The organism is Streptomyces sp. NPDC012474 (assembly GCF_042955185.1).
Lineage (GTDB): Bacteria > Actinomycetota > Actinomycetes > Streptomycetales > Streptomycetaceae > Streptomyces > Streptomyces cahuitamycinicus.
Genome location: NZ_JBIBEP010000001.1, coordinates 687,274 through 709,502 on the forward strand (window position 1 = coordinate 687,274; position 22,229 = coordinate 709,502).

Annotated in this window: 19 protein-coding genes and 1 pseudogene; 6 read left to right on the forward strand and 14 right to left on the reverse strand. The window is 74.5% G+C overall.

The window, feature by feature from the left end:
* Window positions 1-170: 170 nt before the first annotated feature.
* On the forward strand, window positions 171-527 hold the full coding sequence (locus tag ACFY9S_RS03045; RefSeq protein WP_391122032.1) for an STAS domain-containing protein: 357 nt from the start codon (window positions 171-173) through the stop codon (window positions 525-527).
* Window positions 524-1,477, forward strand: coding sequence for an anti-sigma factor RsbA family regulatory protein (locus ACFY9S_RS03050; protein ID WP_391122035.1), 954 nt, complete (start codon window positions 524-526; stop codon window positions 1,475-1,477). Before ACFY9S_RS03045 ends, ACFY9S_RS03050 begins: the two co-directional genes overlap by 4 nt.
* 15 nt (window positions 1,478-1,492) lie before the next feature.
* On the opposite strand, the gene ACFY9S_RS03055 is transcribed toward ACFY9S_RS03050, so the two are convergent.
* The 8 genes from ACFY9S_RS03055 to ACFY9S_RS03090 all read right to left on the reverse strand — a co-directional run bounded on the left by ACFY9S_RS03055 (window position 1,493) and on the right by ACFY9S_RS03090 (window position 14,558).
* The gene (locus ACFY9S_RS03055; RefSeq protein ID WP_391122038.1) at window positions 1,493-2,530 is read right to left on the reverse strand and encodes a rod shape-determining protein; all 1,038 of its coding nucleotides are present in this window, start codon (window positions 2,528-2,530) and stop codon (window positions 1,493-1,495) included.
* A gap of 169 nt (window positions 2,531-2,699) precedes the next feature.
* Window positions 2,700-6,965, reverse strand: a complete 4,266-nt coding sequence (locus ACFY9S_RS03060) for an SAV_2336 N-terminal domain-related protein (RefSeq protein ID WP_391122041.1) — start codon at window positions 6,963-6,965, stop codon at window positions 2,700-2,702.
* Window positions 6,955-7,953, reverse strand: coding sequence for an AAA family ATPase (locus ACFY9S_RS03065; protein ID WP_391122044.1), 999 nt, complete (start codon window positions 7,951-7,953; stop codon window positions 6,955-6,957). Before ACFY9S_RS03065 ends, ACFY9S_RS03060 begins: the two co-directional genes overlap by 11 nt.
* Window positions 7,954-8,042: 89 nt before the next feature.
* Window positions 8,043-9,731 carry a trypsin-like peptidase domain-containing protein gene (locus ACFY9S_RS03070; protein ID WP_391122047.1) on the reverse strand — a complete coding sequence of 563 codons (1,689 nt, stop codon included), beginning with the start codon at window positions 9,729-9,731 and terminating at the stop codon, window positions 8,043-8,045.
* Window positions 9,728-10,264 carry a CU044_2847 family protein gene (locus tag ACFY9S_RS03075; protein ID WP_391122050.1) on the reverse strand — a complete coding sequence of 179 codons (537 nt, stop codon included), beginning with the start codon at window positions 10,262-10,264 and terminating at the stop codon, window positions 9,728-9,730. Before ACFY9S_RS03075 ends, ACFY9S_RS03070 begins: the two co-directional genes overlap by 4 nt.
* 80 nt (window positions 10,265-10,344) lie before the next feature.
* Window positions 10,345-11,685 (reverse strand): carboxyl transferase domain-containing protein, encoded by a 1,341-nt coding sequence (locus ACFY9S_RS03080; RefSeq protein WP_391122053.1) that lies wholly within the window; start codon window positions 11,683-11,685, stop codon window positions 10,345-10,347.
* Window positions 11,678-13,123 carry an AMP-binding protein gene (locus ACFY9S_RS03085; RefSeq protein WP_391122056.1) on the reverse strand — a complete coding sequence of 482 codons (1,446 nt, stop codon included), beginning with the start codon at window positions 13,121-13,123 and terminating at the stop codon, window positions 11,678-11,680. The genes ACFY9S_RS03080 and ACFY9S_RS03085 overlap by 8 nt, the downstream gene beginning before the upstream one ends.
* Window positions 13,124-13,172: 49 nt before the next feature.
* Window positions 13,173-14,558 carry an SLC13 family permease gene (locus ACFY9S_RS03090; protein WP_391122059.1) on the reverse strand — a complete coding sequence of 462 codons (1,386 nt, stop codon included), beginning with the start codon at window positions 14,556-14,558 and terminating at the stop codon, window positions 13,173-13,175.
* Between the two features lie 200 nt (window positions 14,559-14,758).
* Here ACFY9S_RS03090 and ACFY9S_RS03095 point away from each other — a divergent pair, with 200 nt between their 5' ends.
* The gene (locus tag ACFY9S_RS03095) at window positions 14,759-15,475 is read left to right on the forward strand and encodes an FCD domain-containing protein (protein ID WP_391122062.1); all 717 of its coding nucleotides are present in this window, start codon (window positions 14,759-14,761) and stop codon (window positions 15,473-15,475) included.
* Window positions 15,476-15,582: 107 nt separating this feature from the next.
* Here ACFY9S_RS03095 and ACFY9S_RS03100 read toward each other — a convergent pair whose 3' ends face one another.
* Window positions 15,583-16,197: a hypothetical protein gene (locus ACFY9S_RS03100; protein WP_391122065.1), complete on the reverse strand. Its 615-nt coding sequence runs from the start codon at window positions 16,195-16,197 to the stop codon at window positions 15,583-15,585.
* Here ACFY9S_RS03100 and ACFY9S_RS03105 point away from each other — a divergent pair.
* On the forward strand, window positions 16,190-16,780 hold the full coding sequence (locus ACFY9S_RS03105; RefSeq protein WP_391122067.1) for a dihydrofolate reductase family protein: 591 nt from the start codon (window positions 16,190-16,192) through the stop codon (window positions 16,778-16,780). The genes ACFY9S_RS03100 and ACFY9S_RS03105 overlap by 8 nt on opposite strands.
* 73 nt (window positions 16,781-16,853) lie before the next feature.
* Here the strand turns inward: ACFY9S_RS03105 and ACFY9S_RS03110 are convergent, their stop codons facing one another.
* On the reverse strand, window positions 16,854-17,153 hold the full coding sequence (locus ACFY9S_RS03110) for a hypothetical protein (protein WP_391122070.1): 300 nt from the start codon (window positions 17,151-17,153) through the stop codon (window positions 16,854-16,856).
* Window positions 17,154-17,414: 261 nt separating this feature from the next.
* On the opposite strand from ACFY9S_RS03110, the gene ACFY9S_RS03115 reads away from it, so the two are divergent.
* A complete protein-coding gene (locus ACFY9S_RS03115) occupies window positions 17,415-18,293 on the forward strand; it encodes a RimK family alpha-L-glutamate ligase (protein WP_391122073.1) in 879 nt (292 codons plus the stop codon).
* 54 nt (window positions 18,294-18,347) lie between these two features.
* Window positions 18,348-19,714: pseudogene (locus ACFY9S_RS03120) on the forward strand (MFS transporter).
* On the opposite strand, the gene ACFY9S_RS03125 reads toward ACFY9S_RS03120, so the two are convergent.
* The 4 genes from ACFY9S_RS03125 to ACFY9S_RS03140 are packed head-to-tail and all read right to left on the reverse strand — an operon-like array spanning window position 19,705 to window position 22,226.
* The gene (locus ACFY9S_RS03125) at window positions 19,705-20,313 is read right to left on the reverse strand and encodes a hypothetical protein (RefSeq protein ID WP_391122076.1); all 609 of its coding nucleotides are present in this window, start codon (window positions 20,311-20,313) and stop codon (window positions 19,705-19,707) included. The pseudogene ACFY9S_RS03120 and the gene ACFY9S_RS03125 overlap by 10 nt on opposite strands.
* Window positions 20,279-21,106 carry an FkbM family methyltransferase gene (locus ACFY9S_RS03130; protein WP_391122079.1) on the reverse strand — a complete coding sequence of 276 codons (828 nt, stop codon included), beginning with the start codon at window positions 21,104-21,106 and terminating at the stop codon, window positions 20,279-20,281. The genes ACFY9S_RS03125 and ACFY9S_RS03130 overlap by 35 nt, the downstream gene beginning before the upstream one ends.
* Window positions 21,103-21,324 carry a Trm112 family protein gene (locus tag ACFY9S_RS03135; RefSeq protein ID WP_391122081.1) on the reverse strand — a complete coding sequence of 74 codons (222 nt, stop codon included), beginning with the start codon at window positions 21,322-21,324 and terminating at the stop codon, window positions 21,103-21,105. Before ACFY9S_RS03135 ends, ACFY9S_RS03130 begins: the two co-directional genes overlap by 4 nt.
* Window positions 21,321-22,226, reverse strand: a complete 906-nt coding sequence (locus ACFY9S_RS03140; protein WP_391122938.1) for a hypothetical protein — start codon at window positions 22,224-22,226, stop codon at window positions 21,321-21,323. Before ACFY9S_RS03140 ends, ACFY9S_RS03135 begins: the two co-directional genes overlap by 4 nt.
* Window positions 22,227-22,229 lie beyond the last annotated feature (3 nt).

The following is a 22,229-nucleotide window of genomic DNA, read 5'->3' on the forward strand; positions in this document are numbered from 1 at the left end:
TCCTCGTCGGTCGTGTTCGTCTCGTCGGACTGCACAACGTCACTCGCCCCCGTGGACGTCGGTGTGAGGGTGCGCCTGCCCGCCGTACGGCGTACTACACACGTTCCGGGGGAATGAGCCTCTCCCGGACGGGTAAGAGCGCTGTGGTCCAGAAGCGTGGGGAGAGGGGCTTGAACACTCGGCAGCAGCTGTCGGCGAACGGCCCTCGCGACCCTGTGCCGGGCCTGGCGGTGTTCCCGCTGGCCGGGCGGCAGGGCGTCCGGGCGGCCGGTGAGGTCGGCCTGACGACACGTGCGATCTGGGAAGGCGTACTGGAACAGGCTGTCCGTGAGGATGAGGACGTGTACTACCTCGAACTGTCCGGCGTGACGTTCGTCGACGTCGCGGGCGCCGGCGCGCTCGCGGCCGCCGCCGGACAGCTCGGCGACGGCCGGCGGTTCGTGGTGAACCGGCCCCCGCCCGCCCTGCGGCGCACGCTGGACCTGCTGTGGCCCGGCCAGAGGGGAATCGAGGTGTCGGCATCATGACCACCGCCGTCACCGAGCCCTTCGGGCCCCTCGATCCCTTCGTCCACCCCGCGTTCTTCTACCGGGACGAGCAGGACTACGTCGACGGCACCCTGCCCTTCGTACGCGAGGGGCTGGAGGCCGGGGAGCCGGTGGCCGTCGCCGTGCCCGGCAAGAACCTCGTCCTGATCCGGGACGCGCTGGGCGATGACGCCGCCGCCGTGCGGCTCCTGGACATGCGCGAGGCCGGCCGCAACCCCGGGCGGATCATCCCCGGCGTGCTGCGCGCCTTCGCCGACGCCCAGCCGGCCGGCCGGCGGGTGCGCATCATCGGCGAGCCCGTCTGGGCCGGCCGCTCCGATGCCGAGTACCCCGCCTGCGCCCAGCACGAGGCGCTCATCAACGCCGCCTTCCGGGGGCGTACGGCGACGATCCTGTGCCCGTACGACGTCGCGCGGCTGCCCGAGCACGTCGTCGCCGACGCCTACGCCACCCACCCCACCGTCATCCACCCCGGCTCCCGGGCGGAGCGCGACAGCGACGCGTACGCCCCCGAGGACGTCGTGAGCCGCTACAACGTGCCGCTGCCGCCCGTGCGGGAGGCACTGACGTTCGCCTTCGACTCCGACTCCCTGCCGCACGCCCGGCACGTGGCCGTCGGGGAGGGCGCGCGGCTCGGCCTCGTCGGTGTGAAGCTGGACGACCTGGCCCTCGCCACGGCCGAGCTGACCACCAACAGCGTGGTGCACGGCGGTGGTTCGGGAGTGCTGCGGGTGTGGGCCGAGGACGGGTACGTGGTGTGCGAGGTCCGCGACGACGGGCACCTCGGGGACGTCCTGGCCGGACGCCGGCCCGTGCCCCGCGACCAGCGCGGCGGGCGCGGGGTCCTGCTGGTCAATCTGATCGCAGACCTGGTGCGGCTGCACCGGAGCGACAGCGGGACGACCGTGCGCTGCTGGTTCGCCCGCTGACCCGGCGGCCGGCGCTCAGGTACCCAGCGGGTCCAGCGCGAGCGGCGCGATCCTGCCCTCCAGCATCGCGCCGAGACCCTGCACGGCGCACACGTCCGGACGCTCGGCGATGTGCACCGGCATGCCGGTCGCCTGCCGCAGCATCTGGTCCAGGCCCGGCAGCAGGGCACTGCCGCCGACCATCATGATCCCCCGGTCGGCCAGGTCGGCCACCAGGTCGGGCGGGCAGGCCCGCAGCACCTTGCCGATGCCGTCGAGGATCGCGGTGAGCGGCGTCTGGATGGCGTCCCGGACGGCCGCGGTGTCGACCTGGACGGTACGGGCCAGGCCCGTGGCGACGTCCCGGCCGTGGATCTCCGTGGAGGCCGGGCCCTGCGCGGTGAGGCCGTTGCCCGACAGGGCCAGCTGCAGGGGCCGCACCGACTGGCTCGGCAGCATCAGCTCGTGCTGGTGGCGCAGGTGCTGCACGATCGCGTGGTCGACGGCCTCGCCGCCCACCGGCATGCGCTCGGCGGTGACGATCGAGCCGAGGGACAGCACGGCCACCTGCGTGGCCGCCGCCCCGCACACCATGATCATCGTGGCTTCGGGCTGCTCCACGGGCAGTCCGCAGCCGACGGCGGCGGCGATCAGCGTGTCGACCAGCTCCACCTTGCGGGCCCCGAGACCGACCAGCGTCTCGATCGCGGCGCGCTGGGCCAGCGGGTCGGCGTCGTGCGGGGTGCAGGCCGCGGCACGCAGGATCGGCTTGCGGCGCAGAGCACGGCGCATCTTGTCACCGAGCAGGTGCCGCAGCATGCGTTGCGCCATCTCGATGTCGACGACGGTGCCGCCGGAGACCGGCCGGACCACCCGGATGTAGTGCGGAGTGCGGCCCGTCATCTTCTCGGCGAGCTCACCGACCGCGATCAGCGCGCCGGTGCGGGTGTTGACGGCGGCGGCGGACGGCTGGTCGACGACGAGCCCGGCGCCCTTGACGTAGACGCGGGTGCGAGCCGCCCCCAGGTCGACGGCGAAGTGGCAGCGGCGCAACTGCTCCAGACTGGCGGTCATGGCAGGTCCTCCCGAGAGCACAGACCGTGGGAGGCCGCCAGGTGGCGGGCCTCGCAGACGTGGGGCCGCCGGGCGGCGGGCCTCCCTCGCATCGTGCGCGGGAGGGGGCCGGGCCGCCTTTCGTGGGGGGCCGGGCGGGGCGCCGCCGAACGGGGGGTTCGGCTTCCGGTCACAGGGAGAGCGCGGCTTCCAGCAGCGGGGCCAGAGACGTCACCGTGGTCTCGCAGCCGGCCTCGCGCAGCTGCCGGTCGGTGGTGGTGTTGCGGGCGAGGCCGACGAAGCGGAGCCCGGCCCGCTGGGCGGCGGCCAGCTCGGCGACCGTGGAACCGATCACCAGCCCCGTCGACGCGGACCCGTCGCAGGCCTCGAGGGCGCGCAGCATGCAGTCCGGGTGCGGGGTGAGCAGAGCGAGATCCTCGGCGCGTCCGTGGACGCCGGCCAGGGGCAGGGCTCCGTAGGGCCGCAGATAGCGGGGTACGGCCTCGGCGCAGACGTCCGTGATCACGCAGACGCGGCGGCCGGAGGCGTGCAGGGCGCGGACCAGCGGCGCCGAATTGTGCGTCGCCGGTGCGTGCGGCACCGCCTGGAGTTCGAGCCCGTCCAGACGTTCCCGCAGCAGCGGCCCGAGCGGGTCGCCCGCGAAGGCCCGGAGCACGTCCAGCGGATGGGCGAACGCCTCCCGTGCCGCGCCGGGCAGGGCGTGCCGCTGGGCGCGGTGCTCGTCGACGAGGGCGAGCAGGCCGAGCACGGCCTCGCGGGCGGTGCTCGCCGAGAACAGTCGGGCCATCGGACCGTCGAACCCGACCAGGACGGTCTCGGCCTCGCCCAGCAGCTGCGGCAGCGGGCGCCGCGCGGGAGCGGCCCCCTGCGGTGCGGGCAGGGCCGCGCCCTCCGGGCCGAGCTGCACCGACGCCGTCACCGCCAGCCCGGGCACCGGCCAGCCGCGCAGCCCGGCGTCGACCGCGCGCTGGGCGGCACCGGCCCGGCGCAGCGGATGCCGTCGGGTGATGCGGGCCGCCTCCTCCAGCAGGTGGTCGAGCAGCAGCTCGGACACCCGGCCGGTCTCGGCCCGCACGAACGCGACCGGGTCCTCCACGTGCCAGGACAGCTCGACGGCGGCGGCGAAGACGCCCTTGCCCGAACTGGGCAGGGAGACCCGGTGGTGGGACTGGTGCGTGGTGAGGTCCACCTCGTAGTACGTCACGAGCCCCGGCGGCCGGTCGCCGTGCGGCCGGGCCGGATTGAGGAGGGTCAGCGGGCCGTCGGGCCGGGTGTGGACGACGGCCGTGCGGCCCGGCGCCGGTATGCCGAGCCGGCGCAGGTCGCGGGTGATGAAGGGGCCCTGCACCAGGTCGCGGGCCCCGGGCTGCGGCGCCGCGGCGGGGGACAGCGGGCAGTACCAGGCGACCGGCGGAGTGTCCGTGGCGCCGTCCTGGAACAGGGGCTGGAAGCGCTGGGGGCCCTGGGCGGCCGAGCTGGCCGCGAACTGCTCGTAGAGGTCCGGGGAGACGATCACCTGGATGCCGGCGGGCACGCGCGGCGGCTCGGGCGGCGGGACCGGCCGGTCCCAGAACGTGACGGTCAGGGGCGGCGGCTCCACGAGCCCGGTGAGGACCTCGGGCAGACCGCGCAGAACCGCGGCCAGGACGGGGAGGAGGTAGGTACCCGGTCCGGTGTGGACGTCGTAGCCGCCGCCGCGGACGCGCACGTCGAACTGGTGGGGGGCGAGCGCCCCGCGGCTGAGCATCTCGTGCACCGCGTATTCGAGGGTGATGCGGGCCTCGGGGTGGCCGGTGAGGTCGTCGGCCTCGAAGAGGATCGTGGGGGCGGCCGTCTCCGGCCCGGACTCCAGATCCGCCTTGAGGGCGCGCAGACGCTCCCGGGTGGCCGCGGCGGCCGGGCCCGGGACGCCGTCGAGGGGGTCGCCGTACCAGAGGCCGAGGGCGCGCCGGCGGTCGCCGGGGTCACCCGCGGCGAGCCGCTCGCAGAGCGGCACGTCGACGTACGCGTCGGGCACGTGCAGGGCGTACGCGTGCGAGAAGGCGACGAGGCCGCCGTCCGGCAGAACCTGCCGGACCTCAGCCGCCAGGGCGTCGAGGCGGTGTGCGGCCTCGCTCTCCGGCAGGGGTTCCTCCCACAGCCCGCGGGCCAGCTCCGTGTGGGGCACGCGCCGGCCGGGCCGCAGGAGCAGCATGCACAGCAACGCCTGCGCCTGCGCGGAGGGCGCTTCCACGGGCTCCGTGCCGGCGCTGACGCGCAGGGGACCGAGCAGGGTGAAGGAGCGCGGCGGTGGCCACTCGACGGGCAGGCGGGCGGCGTAGGCGGCGGCTTCCCGCAGGGCGTGCCGGTCGATCAGATCGAGCAGTTCCCGGTGCTCGGCGGGCACCTCGCCGGCGACCTGCTTGAGCAGCCACCGGAACTCCGCGACGTCCGCCTCGGGGGTCTTGTCCCGGGACTCCTCACCCAGGGCGACGCGGCTCAGCAGCACCGTGCCGTCGGGGCGCAGCAGCAGGCCGGCCGGCCCGCGCTCCCCGCGCACCAGACCCCGCGCGTGCAGGGCCTCCAGCCCTGCCATGCCCTGGCACACCAGGCGGACGAAGGCCGGGAAGGTGATGCCCGAGAGCACTTCGGCAACCGTCAGGCCGTCCACGAACTCCGTCACCAGGTAGGGAGCGTCGCCCTCCACCCCGAAGTCGAGCACCTTCACCACATGCGGATCGTCGACCCGGGCCAGTGCCCGGGCCTCGCTCAGGAACCGTTCCTGCGGGGCGGGCTGCTCACGGTACCGGCGCACGATCACCTGCCGGTCCGTGCGGGTGTCCACGGCCCTGGACACCCGCCCGTTCCACCCGCGCCGCGCCCCCAGCCGGTACCGCCCCGCGAACAGCACCTCTCCGCCCAGCCGCCGCACGGTCTCCTCGCTGACCGTCGCGAACGCCGGACCCGCACCACCCTTCCCGCCGTCCGTCTCGGCCCGGAACTCCCCGGCCGCCAGCCCCGCCCGTTCGTCGATCAGCCCCCCGACCCGTTCGAGGAACTCCCGGGTCCGGCCGCGGGCCGTGCGGGGCAGGGAACGCAGCAGCAACTCCCGTACGCCGGGCCGGAACGCGTAGGAGCCGGGCGGGCCGGGCGCGGCGGTGAGCATGCCGCTGAGGACGACCTCGGCCAGGTGCTGGGGGCGCGGGTCGCGCTCCAGGGTGCGCTGGACGAGGCGCATCACCGGGACCGAGGGGACCGCCAGCGCGAGATGCCCGGCGAGGCGGAAGGCCTCCGGGGACGCGGTCGCGCGGAAGCGCAGGACCAGGTCCTCGGCGGAGGAGGTGGTGATGTCGGGCGTGGGCTCGGCGGGAGGTGCGGGTGCGGGCGGCAGCCAGGCCACGGCGCCCGGTGCCCGGGCGCCGCCCGGGTCGGCGAGCAGGGCCGCCCAGTGGGCTAGCCAGGGGGCGCCCGGTTCCAGGACCGGCAACGGCAGGGCCCGGTCCGGCGGTGGTGACGCGTCGTACGGGCTGAACGCGAGGGCCGCCGAGGGGGCCGCCGGGCCCGGGGCCGTCAGCAGGCCCGGCACGGCGGGCAACGCCGTGGTGGGCCACAGGTGTTCGGGGAGCGGCTGGACCACGGCGAGCGGCATGTGGCGGGCCCACCGCCGCAGGGTGCGGTACCAGCGCTCGCCCGCCTCGCCGGGGCGCCACTGTGGGCCCATGCAGTCGCTGATGACGAGGGTGACCGTGCGGCCGTCGTCGAGGACGGGAACCTGGCGGGCCCGGCCGTCGGGCGTGGCCGGGTGCAGGCCGACCGCGCGGAAGATGCCCGACTGGGCGAGTGCCGTGTGCAGTTCGCTCACCAGGGGGCGCCAGACCGGCATGGTGGGGCCGGTGTCGTACACCAGGTTCAGGCGCAGCCAGCGGTCGGGCGCCGGCCGCAGCACGGGGAACCACACGTCCGGGTGGGCGCCGAGCCGCGCGATCCGGTCGGCCGTCGCCCGTTCGTCGAGCAGGCGCAGATGCGGGGAGGGCACCTTGCGCTGGAGCGGGCGCAGGGCGCGCTGGAGCGCGAGGGGGTGGGGCAGCATCGGGGGCGCGGGCGCGAGGAGGGGCGATCCGCCGCCGGAGTGGTGGCCGGGGCCGTCCGGGGAGCGGGGAGCGGGGAGGCGGAGCGGGACGCGGTCCGGGCCGGCCGGGGCGGGGGGCTCGGCGGACTGCGGTGGTTCGGGGGCGGCGGGGGCCGGCCCCTCCGGGCCGGGAGCCGCCGCCCCGACGACGGGAGCCTCGGGAGCGGTCGGCCGGCCGGTCTCGGGCTCGCCGGGCGGAGGCTCCAACTGTCCGGCCAGCCACAGCAGTTCGGCGATCTCCCGCGGGGTCGGCGCGGTGCCCGCCGCCGACAGGGCCGCCTGCAGCCGGGCGACCGGGGACGGCCCGGGTGCGGCCTCAGAAGCCATCGCCGTCGGCCGCCGCGCTGAGGTACGGCATCAACTGCTCGGCGAGGTCGTCGCGGGACTCGACGTCCAGGCCCGCCACTCCCGTGAGGTAGAGGGCGTTCAGCAACTGGTCGGTGGCCAGCTCGCCGCCGGAGGCCCGCTCCAGGAAGCGGGTGATCAGACGGTCCGCGTCCCCGTTCGGCGTGGCCAGATGGGCCCGGACGATATGGGTGAGCTGGTCCCGGCCGGGGCGGCGCAGCTTCAGCCGGACGCAGCGGCGCAGGAAGGCGGGCGGGAACTCGCGCTCACCGTTGCTGGTCAGCACGACGAACGGAAAGGCCCGGCAGCGGACCCGGCCGCGGCGGACGGCCACCGGGGTGTCCGTGCCGTCGGCGAGCACCTCGGCCGCGCCGTCGTCGGAGTGCCGGGCGGCACGCACCAGTTCAGGGATCTCGTACTGGCCCTCCTCCAGGACGTTCAGCAGGTCGTTCGGCAGGTCGAGGTCGCTCTTGTCGATCTCGTCGACGAGCAGGGCGCGGGGCCGGCCGTAGGGGAGCAGGGCCGTGCCGAGCGGGCCGAGACGCAGGTGGTCCTCGACACCACCCCGTTCCTCCCGCGCCGCGTACAGCCGGGACAGCGGGTCGTACTGGTAGAGGCCGTCGGCCAGCGAGCTGCGGCTGGTGATGTTCCAGCGCAGCACCGGGCCGAGCCGCAGCTCGCGCGCCACCGCGTAGGCGAGGGACGACTTGCCGGTGCCGGGCGGGCCGGTGACGAGCAGGGGGCGGCGCAGACAGAGCGCGGCGTTGACGAGCCGGACGCTCTCCTCGGTGGCGACGTACGACTTCGCCCGGTGCACGCGGTCGGGGGAGACGGCCGTCGCGTCGTCGCCGTCGTGCGGCGGCGGCAGGGCCGGCCCGCCGTCGAAGGCACGCCAGGGCGGCGGGGCGGGCAGGTCGTCGATGCCGTCGTGCGGCTCGTTCCGGCCGGTGTAGACGGACCAGTGCGGCATGGGGAGTGGTCTCGCTCTCCGTTTTCGTGCGGGTGCTTCTCGGGGGAGTGGCAGGCGGGCGGGGCAGGCGCGTCGCGTGCGGGGGCGGGTCAGGACACCGGCGACCTCGCGTGCGCGGCGGCGACGGCGTGCGGGTCGGCGAAGACCCGCGGGTCGTCCCAGAGCAGCTGGATGCCGCGGGCCCAGTGGTCCTCCTCGGCGTGCGCCTCCTCGCGCAGCGCGAGGACCTGGCGCGGGAGTTCGGCGGGCGGTACGGCCATGACGTGAGCGTCGAGCGCGTCGAGGAACGCCTTGCCGGTGCAGCCGTCCGCTCCCGCGCACTCCTCCTGCCCGGAGCCGCAACCGCCCCGCGACCACATGATCACCGGGGCGGGTGCGGCGAGCGAGGTGTCGAAGTGGGGCCGGGTGCGGGCGGCGGCCGGGGCGGTGCCGAACCCGGCGAGGCAGGCGTCGCGCTGCCGCAGCCGCAACCGCAGCCGCCCGGGCTCCTCCGGCACGCCGCACTCCACCCGGTGCATCCGCGCGCCCGGCCAGGAGTCCAGGCGCTTCCACGTCCGGGTCAGCACGTGCCTTGTGCTGGCCTTGCGGCGGGCGTGGTCGGTGACGACCAGCGGGTAGACGCAGCCGAGCGGTGTGTCGTCGTCCGGGGCGCTCTCCCAGCGGTCGACCGGCAAGTCCAGCCAGTCCCGGGGCAGCGCGAACGCGACCAGTTCGTCCGCTCCGGGCGTCAGATACCGGAAGGCCGCCTCGATTCCCTCCTGCACGTACGCGTGCAGCCGGTGCCGCTCGACCGTGCCGGAGCCGACCGGATGGCGCCGCCCCTCGCTGTAGGCGGACACCTCCACCCGGACCAGGCCGTCGCCCGCTCCGCTGTGCCCGAGCTCGACGAGGATCGGCGACCAGTCCGGAGCCGACGGTTCCACGGCCGGGGCGCGCAGCAGGTCCTGGAGCCGGTCGGCGAACCGGGCGACGGTCCGTGCGGCGCCCGGGCCGTCGAGTTCGCACAGCACGAACAGGGCCGCGGACCACAGCGAGTCGAACCCCTCCTCGGGCGGCGGGGGATCGAACGGGTCGGCCGCCGCCGTGTACAGCCGCACCGGGTCGCAGTCGACGCCCGCGCGGGCCGCCTTCTCGACCAGGGCGCGCAGCCGGGCCCGGTCGGCGCTGGTGTGGTCGGAGGTCGGGACCAGGCTCCGCAGCTGTGGCCAGTAGCGGGCCATGACCTCGGTGGGCATCATCCGGCCGGTGCGCACCTCTCCGCTGCCGGAGTCCGCCGTGACCATGCCGACGACCTCGCCGGTGTCGGCCAGGGTGACGGCGGCCCCGCTGAAGCCGGGGGCCAGGGGCTGGCCGCCCTGGTGCCAGGCCTCCAGCTGGAGCCACTCCCGCCGGATCAACTGCGATGCGGTGACGCGGCATTCGGTGAGGGTGCCCTCGTCGAAACCGCGCGGGAAGCCGTAGACGACGAGCTTGCGGTCCGTCGTGCCGTGCGCCGCGTCGGCCGGGGCCAGCGCGGCCGGGGCGACCGGCACCTCCCGGTCGAGCTCCAGCACGGCCAGGTCGCCCGGGTCGGTGACGCCTCCGGTCCAGCCGCCGTCCGCGACGACCCGGGCGGCAACGGCCGGCGTGCCGGGCCGCTCGGTGAAGGTCACCGTCAGCTCCTCGCCGTCGCCCACGACATGAGCACACGTCAGTACCGTGCTCGGGGTGATGAGGAAACCCGCTCCGGCCACCCGGCCCCGTAACTCGATCCGGGCGTGCCACTCGGCGCTGTTCATGATGCCGCGCCGGCCTCCGGCGTGGGCGGGACCCCGGGCATTGACGGGACTGCCGGCGTGGGCGGGACCCCGGGCATTGACGGGACTGCCGGCGTGGGCGGGACCCCGGGCGTGGGCGGGACCTCGGGCATTGACGGGACTGCCGGCGTGGGCGGGACCCCGGGCGTGGGCGGGACCTCGGACGTGGCCGGGACCCCGGGCGTGGGCGGGACCGCCGGCATGGGCGGGGACCAGGTCAGTCTGACCACCAGATGGCCCTCGGCGGTGCCCTTGGCGATGAACGCGCCTGTCTCGGCGGCCAGTTTCACCCCGAACTCGATCTCCACGCCGTCGGGCTTCAGCGAGCCGTCCCGGAAGACGCGCAGCGCGGACTCGGCCGCCGCCCGCACCCCGTCCAGGGCGCCCTCGAAGGTGCGGGCCGCCTGGACCGTGCCGTCGCCGCGGGAGACCAGGCGGGAACCGGACCGCTCCTCCACCGCCTCGACCGCGACCACGGCCCCGTCACCGGTTCTGAACTCGACCAACCCGTCCACGACACCCCCGTCGTTCGATTGCGCTGGGCAGCACCATTGTGACGGAAGGTACTTGATGACGCAGGGGGCATTCACCGAACTCACCCACCGACGGTCCCCCGGATCACCCCCAGCTCCACCAGATCCTGCGGCCGGATGCGGAGCTGGTCCGCCGTCGCCTCCACCTCGCGCGGGGGCCGTTTGAGGATGGCCGCCGCGAGTTCCGGCGCGATCACCGAGAAGTAACTGTCCGGTGTGGCCCAGGTGTTGCCGGGGGCGGCCAGGGCCAGGGCGCCGCCGGAGCCGCCCTCGCCGATCACCAGCGTGGTCACCGGGGTGCGGGCGCCCGCGACCGCGGCGAACAGGTCGGCGATCGCCGCCCCCGCCCCCTGCCGCTCCGCCTCCGCGTCGTTGGCCGCGCCCGGGGTGTCCACGAGGGTCAGCACCGGGATGCCGAGCCGGTCCGCGAGACGGATCAGCCGGGCGGCGGTGCGGTATCCGGCGGGGCGGGTGGCCGTCCCGGTCTGCGCGGCGTAGGCCACCGTGCGGCCCTCGTGCGTGCCGAAGCCGCACAGCATGCCGTCCGGGTCGGTGCCGCCGCAGCGGTCGCCGCTGATCGCGGCCCGATCGGTGAAGTAGGCGTCCAAGTAGGCTGCGGCGCGCGGCCGTTGAGGGGAACGGGCGCGGCGGACGGCGTCCCAGCCGGTGGCGGGCAGAACCGCGGACTCGCCGAGCGGTCCGGGGGGCGGGGCGGGCGTGGTGGACGGACACGTCAGCAGCCGCAGCCACCGCCCGAGCGTCTCACGCAGTTCCTCCGGCCCGACGACCGCGTCCGCCGCCCCCGCCGCGAACTGCGCCTCCGCGGTGTACGCCGCAGGGTCCGCGTCCGCCGGCCGCACCCGGGAACCGGCGAAGCCGACCTGGGCGCCGGGCAGCGCGAGCACCACGTCGGCGCCCGCGCCCAGGGTGGCCCAGCCGCCCCCGGTCGTCGGGTCGCGCAGGACCGCGACCTGCGCGAGGCCGGCCTCCCGGGTGAGCGCCGACTGGCGGGCCACCCGCTGGAGCTGGGTCAGTGCGAGCATGCCCTCCTGCATCCGGCTGCCGCCCGTCGCCACCAGCGGCACGACCGGGAAGCGGCGTTCGCGGGCGAACGCGTACGCCGCCTCCAGCCGGTCGCCGGTGCCCTCGCCCAGGGAGCCGCCGAGGAACCCGAACTCGAACGCGATCAGCACGGCCCGGGTGCCGCCGACGCGGGCGGTGCCGCACACCACGGACTCCTGCTCGCCGGTGCGTTCGGCGGCCCGGGCGCGGGAGGCGTCGTAGCCCGGCCAGCCGAGCGGGCCGTCGTGCTTCGGCCTCCGTGCGGGGACGGGGAGCTCGGCGAAGGTGGCGTCGTCGGCGAGGACGGTGAGCGCCTCGCGGGCGGAGAGACGCTCAGCCATGGGCCAGCGCCCGCTTCATGATCTTCCCCATGTCGTTGCGGGGCAGCGCGTCGAGGTGGTGCACGACCCGGGGCCGCTTGTGCGGGGCGAGCCGCAGCGCCACATGGTCGGCCAACTCCTCAAGCGCGGGCGGCGACTGGGGATCCGCCGGGACGATCCACGCCACGATCCGCTCGCCGAGATCGGCGTCCGGCTCCCCGGTGACGGCGGCCTCGCGCACCCCGGGGTGTTCGAGGAGCGCGTTCTCGATCTCACCCGCCCCGATCTTGTAACCGCCGCTCTTGATCAGGTCGGTGGCCTTGCGGCCGACGATCCGGACGTAGCCGTCGGGGTCGCGCACCGCCATGTCGCCGGTGCGGAAGAAGCCGTCGGCGGTGAAGGCGGCGGCGGTGGCGTCGGGACGGTTGAGGTACTCGGTGAACAGGTTCGGCCCGCGCACCTGGATCTCGCCCACCGTCTCCCCGTCGTACGCGGCGACCTCCGAACCGTCCTCCTCGACCAGCCGCAGCTCCACACCCGGCAGCGGCACGCCGACCGTGCCGGGGCGGGCCTCGCCGTCGGCGCGGACGCTGGTGTTCATCAGTGTCTCCGTCATGCCGTACCGCTCGATCACCCGCCGCCCGGTCGCGGTCGCGATCCGGCCGTGGTCGTGCACGGGCAGCGCCGCGGAGCCGGAGACCAGCAGCCGCGCCCCGGTCAGCGCCTTCACCAGTTCCGGGTCGCTCGTCACGGCCTCGGCGATCCGGTGGTACATCGTCGGGACGCCGAACAGCATGGTCGCGCCGCCGTTCAGCTCGCGGGCGACGCCCTGGGTGCTGAAGCGGCCCAGGTGCCGCACCGACCCGCCGCGCCGCAGCGGGCCGAGGGTGCCCAGGACCAGGCCGTGCACGTGGAACAGCGGCAGTCCGTGGACGAGCACGTCGTCGCCGGTCCACTGCCAGGCGTCGGCCAGGGCGTCCAGGGTGCTCGCGACGGCCCTGCGGGGCACGACGGCGCCCTTGGGCGGGCCGGTGGTGCCGGAGGTGTAGACGATCAGGGCCGGGGCGCTGTCGTCGGCGGGCTCCACGGGGGCGGCGCCGGTGCCGTGCACGTCGACGTCGAGACGGGGCAGGGCCCGTACGGGCTCGGGGAGTTGGTCGTCGGGTGCCGTCAGCACCAGGCCGGGGGCACTGTCGGTCAGGATGTGCCCGAGTTCCTTCCCGCCGGACTTGGGGTTGAGCGGCACGGCGGGCACGCCCGCCAGCAGCGCGGCGACGACGGCGACGGCCGTCTCCATCGTGGGCGTCGCCCAGACGGCGACCCGGCGGGCGTCCCCGATGCGTGCGGCCGTCGCACCGGCCGCGGCGGCGAGTTCTCCGTACGTCAGTGAGCGCTCGCCGAACCGCAGGGCGGGCCGGTCGGCGAAGCCGCCGGTCAGGGCCGGGAAGAGGGAGGTCACGCGTCACATCTCCTTAGCTGTTTGCCTGCTCCACTGGTCGGTGGGTGGGCTATCCCCAGCCGGGGACGACCATCACCAGCCACGCGGCCGCGGGGACGACCGCGACCACGATCCCCCCGTACACCATCAACTGGCGGAAGAAACGCTCGCGGTCGACGTCCGGTGCGGCGGCGAGGACGAGTGCGCCGTTGGTGGAGAACGGGCTGACGTCGACGACCGTCGCGGAGACGGCGAGCGCGGCGACCATGCCGATCGCGCCGATCTCGCCCCGCTCCAGGAACGGCACGGCCAGCGGGATCAGTGCGCCCATGATCCCCACGGACGAGGCGAACGCCGAGACCAGGGCCCCGATGTAGCAGAGCAGCACGGCCGCGAGGAGGGGGACGCCGATGCCGCCCACGCCCTCGCCGGCCCACGTGATGGTGCCCATCTCGTCCAGGACGCCCACATAGGTGAGGACGCCGCAGATCAGCAGGACGGTGGGCCAGGCGATCTGGCCGGTCGCCTGGCGGCTGTCCTCGGGCCACAGCGTGCTCAGGAGCACCGCGAGGGTGATGGCGGTGAGCCCCGCGTCCAGGTCGAGGACGAGGACGGCGACGACCAGGGCCAGCAGGGAGACGAGGGTGGCGATGCGGGCCGGGGTGAGGCGGGTGGTGTCGGGTGCCGTCGACTGCGTCGGCACCGCGGTGGCGGTCGCGGTGCCGCCGGGGGAGGGCAGGGCCCCGCCGGTCGTACCGGAGGAGGGCAGGGTTCCGCCGGTGCCGCCCGCGGTGCCCGGCCCTTCCGCACCGTCGTCGCCGCCGGTGCCGGGCTCCTCCACCGCTCCACGGGCCCACAGCTTCAGCCCGCCGCAGACGACGAACACCACGCCCGCGATCACCAGGTTCGCCGCGAGGGACGCCAGGAACAGGACGACCTCGTCGCCAGGGAGCTTCTCGCGTTCGACGATGCCGTTGACGATCGAGCCGTAGATGCTGATCGGGGAGAAGCCGCCGGCCTGGGCGCCGTGGACGACCATCGCGCCCATCAGGAGCGGGCTGATGCCGTAGCGGGCGGCGAAGCTCAGCGCGATCGGGGCGACGATCGCGACGGCGGCCGGGCTGACCGCGCCGATGGCCGTGAGCGCCCCGGTCAGGGCGAACATGACCCAGGGGATCAGCGCCACCCGCCCCCGGACGAGCCGGACGGCGGCGTGCACCAGCCAGTCGGTGGTGCCGTTGGCGCGGGCGATCGCGAAGAGGTACGTGACGCCGACCAGGACGACGAACAGATCGCCGGGGAACCCGGCGAAGATGCCGTCCGCGTCGAGGTTCGCGACGAGCCCGCCGACCGCGAAGGCGGCGGCGAAGGCGAGCGCCCCCATGTTGACGGAACGGGTGGTGGCGATGACGAACACCACGACGAGGACGAGGATCGAGATGAGTTCGGGGGACATACGGGCTCCCGTCGTTGGACCCCGGAGTGGCTGGGAGCACCTCAGTGGACGAGTGGCTGAGCCACTTGAGGTGCGTTGGTCGAACAGCGTGGGCGCGGCACGGGCGCCCGTCAAGGGGGTACGCAAGAATTGGCTCAGCCACTCCGCCACTCCGCCACTGTGAAGATCCGGTGTTACGCTCCCGGCGAGAGGGGGAGCCCGTGACCGACGCCCTGCGCCCCATGACGAAACAGCGCCTCTACGAACAGGTGCTGGAGCGGCTGCGCCAGTACGTCGCCGAAGGCGGTCTGCGCGCCGGTGACCGGCTGCCGCCCGAGCGGGATCTGGCCCAGCGGCTCGGTGTGAGCCGGGCCTCGGTGAAGCAGGCGATCGTGGTGCTGGAGGTCCAGGGCCTGGTGGAGGCCCGGCACGGCGGGGGCACCTACCTCGTGCGGGACAGCCTGGACACCGAACCGGTCGAGCGGATGGTCGAACGCCGCCGGCGCCTGCCCGACGTCCTGGAGGCCCGGGAGGCGCTGGAGACGAAGCTCGCGGAACTGGCCGCCGAGCGGCGCACGGAGGACGACCTGGCGGCGATGCGCTCGGCGCTCGCCCTGATGACCGAGGAGATCGCGGCGGGCGGCCACGGCGTCGAGGGCGACCGGCTGTTCCACGCGGCCGTGACGGCGGCGGCCCACAGCAGTCTGCTCGCGGAGTTCATGCGCTCCATCGCCGAGCAGATCGCCGAGAGCCGCACCGAGTCGCTGCGTCAGCCCGGCCGCCCTTCCCGTTCCCTCTCCCAGCACCGGGCGATCCTCGACGCGATCGCCGCCGGGCAGCCCCGCCAGGCGGCCACGGCCATGCGCCGCCACGTCCGGACGGTGGCGAAGGTACGGCTGCTGGACTGGGAGCCGGGGGAGGACGAGGGCCTGTCCTGAGTCCGCCCGCCCGGCGGGCGCCCGGGATCTCCCACAGGCCGACCGGCACCATCCGGCTCCACGCCCCGCCTCGGACGGGGGCGGCGGCCACCGAGAGGAAGGCCGTCTCAGGCGGTGGCGTAGTCGGACAGGGCGGGTTCCAGCAGGTCGAGGGCCTGATCGGCTTCGGCGGTGACGGTCCGGGCGATCCGTTCGTTCGGGAGTCCGGCGAGAGTGAGCTCCTGGGTGCGGTGGAACAGCATGCGGTGAACGGTGCCCAGCAGTTCGGCGACGGTCCGGACGGTGATGTCGTCGGTTCGGGCGCCGGTGGCCTCGGCCGGTGCCCGAGCCAGGTGGTGTGCGCGCTGGTCGTGCAGGCCGCGCACACAGGTGCTCGACGTGGGGCTGTCGGTGATCATGCGGGCATCGAGGTGCTGCCGCCCGAGCAGCGTGATCAGCGTGTCAGTGGTCTGATTTCGGCCTTCACCGTCGCCTCCGGCCTGCAGGAGCAGGAAAAACGGCTGCGCGCGGCGGGAGTTCGGGTCACCATGCCATTGCGCCAGGAACCGTGCGGGGAGCGCCTCTTCCAGGTCACCGACCCCAACGGAGTGATCGTCCAGTTCGTCGAGTGGGCTGCTCGCGATCACGGCTGACACCGTCCCGGCACAAAGGATCTCGGGCTGTCGCCCGATCCGCCCCATCTCACCATCCGCCGCCCGATCGACAAGGAACCCCGTGCGCAAGCTCGTTTACTACATCGCCGCGACCCTCGACGGCTTCATCGCCGGCCCCGACGGCGCCGACCCCACAGGACCTGACGGCTTCTGGCCGATCCCCGGCGACTATGTGCAGTATCTGGCCGCGGAGTACCCCGAGACCCTGCCCGACCCGGCCAGGAAGGCGCTGTCCGTCACTGCGGAGGGCACACACTTCGACACCGTCCTCGAGGGGCGCAAAACGTATGAGATCGGCCTCGAAGCCGGATTCACGGACGCCTACCCGCACCTGAGACACCTGGTGTTCTCCACCACGCTGACCGAAAGCCCCGACCCGGCCGTGGAACTGGTCACGAGCGACCCGGTGGCGAAGGTACGGGAGCTGAAGCAGGAGGACGGCAAGGACCTCTGGCTGATCGGCGGGGGCGAACTGGCCGGCGCCCTGTACACCGAGATCGACCGGCTGATCGTCAAACTGGGCCCGTTGACGATCGGCACCGGGATCCCCCTCTTCGGCCGCACAGCCGCGTTCGAGCCGCGCACCTGGAACCTGACGGACCACGTCGTCCTGGAGAGCGGGGCGGCGTTCCTCACCTACAGCCGCGGCTGAGGGCAAGCCTGGTCCCGGAGCGACGGATGACGAACGGAAGTTGATCGAGCCGCTCCTGGCGGCGGGGTTCGGTTCAGGCCCCGCCGCCCGCGCCGGGCGCCACGAACCGCCGGTGGGCCGGTGTGAAGTGGACGTCCGGCTGCCCGGCGAGCCCGACCTCCTGAACGACCGGGGCGAGGCGCTCGGCGAAGAAGCGCTGGAAGTCCTCCTCGGCGTTCCACACGTCCGTCACGTGCATGACCCCGGGCTCGAACCAGGCCACGTGCAGGACGAGACCCTCCGGCACCTGCTTCTCCCAGCCCACCGTGTCGAGCATCGCGTCGTACTGCTCGGGCGTCACCCCGGCCCAGCGCAGCGTCAGTACCACAGCCATGGGAATCCCTTCCTCCGTCGGTCTCCTGGCAAGTAGACCGGCCGGGGACGCCCACGGCCCGTGGTCCTGCGCCGTCCGGGTCAGGGCTGCGCCACGTCCGCCACCACGCGGCTGACGTCGTCGCCACCGGTGCCGGGGCTTCACCGAAGGCGAAAGCCGAACGGGGTGTCGCGGTCGCGGACGGGAGCGTTAGCCTGCGACGGACATCGAATCGACCGTCCGCACGAGGATGTCGATCGTCCGTACGAAAATGGAGTCGCCGTGGCCGGCACCCCGCGCATCGCCGTCGTCACCTACGACGCCCGCGACGAGGAGCACAAGGACCGCGACCTGCCGGTGCTGGTGCGGGCGTTGCGGGACGCCGGGGCCGACGCCGTCGCCGTCGCCTGGGACGACCCGGACGTGGACTGGGCCGCCTTCGACCTCGCCCTCATCCGCTCCACCTGGGACTACAGCTGGCGCGCCGAGGAGTTCGCGGCGTGGGCCGAGCGGTGCGGGAAGGCGACGCGACTGGCCAATCCGGCCGGTGTCGTGCGGTGGAACGCCGACAAGCGCTACCTCGGGCGGCTCGCGGACGCCGGAGTGCCCGTCGTGCCCACCCGGTACTTCGCGCCCGGCGACCCCCTCGACCTGCCCGCCGACCGCGAGTACGTCGTGAAGCCCGCCTCCGGGGCCGGTGCCCGGTACGCCGCCCGCTACCCGGCCGGGGAGCGGGACGCCGCCGTACGGCAGGCCGGGCGCATGCACGCCGAGGGGTTCACCGTGATGGTGCAGCCCTACCTGACCGGCATCGACATCCACGGCGAGCGGGCCCTGCAGTTCTTCGGCGGACGCCTGCTGCACGCGAGCGTCAAGGGCGCCGTCCTCGCGCCGGGCACGCCGTACGACGCCGACAAGGTCGCCCACCCCGACCTCCGCCCCTGGGAGCCGACCGCCGCCGAACTGGCCGTCGCCGAACGGGCGCTGGCCGCCGTACCCGGGGACGCGCAACCGCTGTACGCGCGCGTGGACCTGGTCACCGGACCCGACGGCGAACCCTGCGTGATGGAGCTGGAGCTGATCGAGCCGAACCTGTTCCTCCAACTGCATCCGGGCTCCGTGCCGGGGGTGGTCGCGGCGGTGCTGGCCGCCGCCGGCTGAGCACGCGGTGGGGCATATCGTCCCCGGTGCGGCTTTTGGTGTACTGGTAGGGCCATGCCCTCCGAGCGACGGAGCCGGGCGCCGCTGTTCGCGGTGTGCGCCGGGTACTTCATGGTGATCCTGGACGTGACGGTCATCAACGTCGCCGTGCCGGTGGTCGGGCGGGAGCTGTCGGCCTCGCTCACCGGGATCCAGTGGATCACCGACGGGTACACGCTGGTCCTCGCAGGGTTCCTGCTGACGGGCGGGGCGCTGGGGGACCGGCTGGGCAACCGGCGGGTCTTCTGCTGGGGCGTGGCGGTGTTCACCGTGTCCTCGGCTGCGTGCGCGCTCGCCCCCGGCGCCGGCTTCCTGGTGGCGGCCCGGCTGGTGGAGGGGCTGGGCGCGGCGCTGATCGTGCCCGGTTCGCTGGCCCTGCTCCAGCAGTCCTACCCGGAGCCGGAGGCGCGGTCGCGGGCCTTCGGGCTGTGGGGTTCGATGGCGGGCATCGCGGCCTCCGCCGGGCCGTTGCTGGGCGGGCTGCTCGTCTCCACGGCCGGCTGGCGCTGGGTGTTCCTCATCAACCTGCCCGTCGGCGTCGCCTGCCTCGCGCTGACCCTGCGGCACGTGGCCCGCTCGCCCCGGCGCGCCGACCGGGCCCTGGACCTGCCCGCGCAGATCGCGGTCGTCGCGGCCGTGGCCCTGCTGACCGCGGCGCTCAACGAGGCCGGGCGGCGCGGCTGGTCGGACCCTGCGGTGCTCGCCGGTCTGGGCCTGGCCGTGGCGTCCGCCGCCGCCTTCGCCCTGCGCGAGCGGCTGGCCCGGTCTCCCGCCCTCCCGCTGAGCCTGCTGCACTCACGCGCCATGACCGGCGGCGCCGTCATCGGTCTGCTGTTCAACTTCGGCTTCTACGGCATGGTGTTCACCGCCAGCCTGGAGTTCCAGCACCAGCGCGGCTACAGCGCCCTCGGCACCGGCCTCGCCCTCTTCCCGGCGGTCGCGATGACGATGTTCGCCTCGGTCCTGTCCGGCCGGCTGTCCCGCCGGACCGGCGACCGCCGCTGGTGGTCTCGGGCATGCTCCTGGCCGCGCTGGGCCTGGCCGGCTGGGCCGCGGCGGGCCCCGGCCCCGCCTATGTGCTCCTGGTGCTCCCCATGATGGCCGCCGGTTTCGGCACGTCCTTCGCCCTCACCGGCTCCACCGCCACCGTCATGGGCGCAGCGCCCCCGGCCTACTCGGGGGCCGCCTCAGCCCTGTTCAACACCACCCGCCAGGTCGGCAGCGCCACCGGCGTCGCGCTCGGCGGCAGCCTGCTCGCCTCGGCCGCGAACTACGGCACCGGAATCCGGACGAGCATGGGCATCGGGGCCGTGGCCTACCTGGCCGCGGCGGCCCTCGCCTGGTGGTGCGTGCCGGGCCGGGCCGGAGCCCCTCAGACCTGACGGCCGGTGACGGACACCCGCTGCAGCAGTCCCCAGGTGAACTCCGCGACGGCCTCCCGCCGGACGCCCTCGGCGTCGGGCGCGGTGAACGCCAGCCCCCATCGGGTCGGTGCCGTGCCCTCCAAGGGGCGCGCCGGGGCGAAGGCGCGGGCCGCCTCGTCGACCGTGCAGGACCAGGGGGTGAGGTCGTCGAGGGCACGCAGCTCCGGGCCCTTCGCGCCCGGCGCGCGGACCAGCCACTCGTTCCACACCGCGCGGTTCGGGGCCGTCAGCACCTCGAAGCGCAAGGAGGGCCAGAGGGGCACCGGCCACAGCCAGGCCTCGCAGTCGAGATCGCCGATCCGGCGGGGCGTACAGGACTCGGCTTCGCCCAGCACCTGGCGATACCGGGACAGGGGCGCGCGTGAACGCGGGGAACGGACCATCGCCTGCCACCGCCGGTTGGCCTCGCGCATGTCCGCGATCGACACCCCCAGCTCATGACGGGCGTCCTCCACGAGCCCGGGATTGTGGTCGGCCATGCGGCGCAGCAGCACCAGCTGGAAGTCGAGCGGGGTGAAGGGGCTAGCGGGGTGCTTTCCGGAGGGCATGGGTCCCATCGTCGCCCACCGGGGCCCTGCCCGGCCGGCGGCCGTCGGGCAGGAACAGGACGGAGTTGACATAGCGCGGACCCCGCAGGAGCGGGGAGGGCAGGACGCGGCGGAGCAGGCCGTGGGAGACGACGTAGGAGGCGTCCGCCTGGTGGTCCTCCAGGGGGAACCGGGCGAGCGGCACCCAGGTGTCGCCGGGCAGCACCCAGCCGTCGTAGCCCAGCAGGGACAGATAGGTCACCACCGGCGCGATCGGCTGGATGCGGGACTCCAGCTCCACGAACAGGGCCGGCCGGTCCCGGGCCAGCAGACCCGTCGCGCCGCGCAGCACCGCCGGCTCGTTGCCGTCCACGTCGATCTTGATGAAGCCGACGTCACGCAGGCCCAGCTCGTCCAGCGTGACGCAGGGGACGTCCAGCGCGCGGCCGTGGATGTCGCGGCGGACCAGCGAGGACACGCCCCGGTCGCCCGAGTCGTCCGACGGCAGCCACAGACGGGCGATGCCCGGCCGGTCCGAGGCGGCAGCCCGGACCACCCGGACGTTCGGCGGGGCGGCGGCGGCCAGCAGCCGGGCCAGATGGGGCACCGGCTCGACCGTCACGACCCGCTCGGCGAGGCCCGACAGACGGTGCGTCCAGGGCCCGTACCAGCCGCCGACGTCCACCGCCGTACCGCAGCCCGGCGGGCACAGTTCTGCCAGCCGGGCCAGCTCCGGTTCGAACCGGGGGTAGAGCGCCCGGGCTGCCGCGGCCACCAGGCGGGTGGGCAGCAGAGGGGCCACACGGGCTGCCAGGCTGGTCACGGTGTCATCCTCGTCAGCAGTTCCTCGTGCTCGTCGTCCGGCACCTGCTCGCCCGAGGACGGCAGCAGTTGCGGAATGCCGTCGGTGATCGGGTAACGGCGGTGCAGGCGCGGGTTGTACAGCGCCTCCTCCCGCCCTGCCTCCTCGGCCAGCAGATGCAGCGGTCCCTTGTCGAGCGGGCACGCCAGGATCTTCAGCAGCGGGTCGTCGGGCTTCATGGGGAGGCCAACTCCTTGGCGGGTGGGGAGGGTTGGGGATCGGTGTCGTGCTTCGGCATGGTCAGCAGGACGGCGACCGCCAGGGCCGTGCCCGTCACCCGCAGCGCGAGCCGCAGCGGCTCGTCCGGCAGGGCCTCGCCGAACGACAGCGTGCCGAGCACCGCCGTGAACAGGGACGTCACGGTCGTGCACACCGGCACGATCAGCGAGGCCCGGCAGCGCTGCAGCGCCGCCTGGGACATCACCAGGCCGAACACACCGGTGAACAGCAGCAGATACGGATAGGGGGAGCTCAGCAGGTCCAGGACGGCGCCGCCGATCCCGTGGGTCGTCAGGTGGCCGGCGACTCCCTTGATGGCCAGCGAGCTGACGCCGTACAGCAGGCCCACGGCCACGCCGTACTCGACGCCGGTCGTGGGCCGCCGGTGCCGGTTGCGGGTGCGCCGCTCGGCCGAGCCGTACAGCCACACCCCGGCCGCCAGCGCCGGTACGCACACCAGCAGGATCAGCTGGTAGGGCGCGTCCTGGCTGACGGTGTCCGAACCCTCCCGCAGGGAGAGCACCACCATGAGCAGCGCCAGCAGGATCGCGCCCAGCGCGTACCGCTCCCGGCCGGACGTCTCCTCTCCGAGCAGCCGCGCCGACATCAGCACGAGCAGCACCAGGCCGGAGACGAAGATGCCCTGGGCGGCGGCGATCGGCAGGGTGCGGTAGACGACGAGCTGCGCGGCGAATCCGGCGGCCAGGGCGAGGGAACCGCCGATCCACAGGGGGCTGCCGAGGACGAGGCGCAGCAGCCGGGCCGGATGCCGGATGCTCACCTCGGGGAGCGAGGTGAGCGCCCGCTTCTCCAGCACGAAGCCCAGGCTGTACAGGGTGTTCGCCAGCAGGGCCGCGGCCACTCC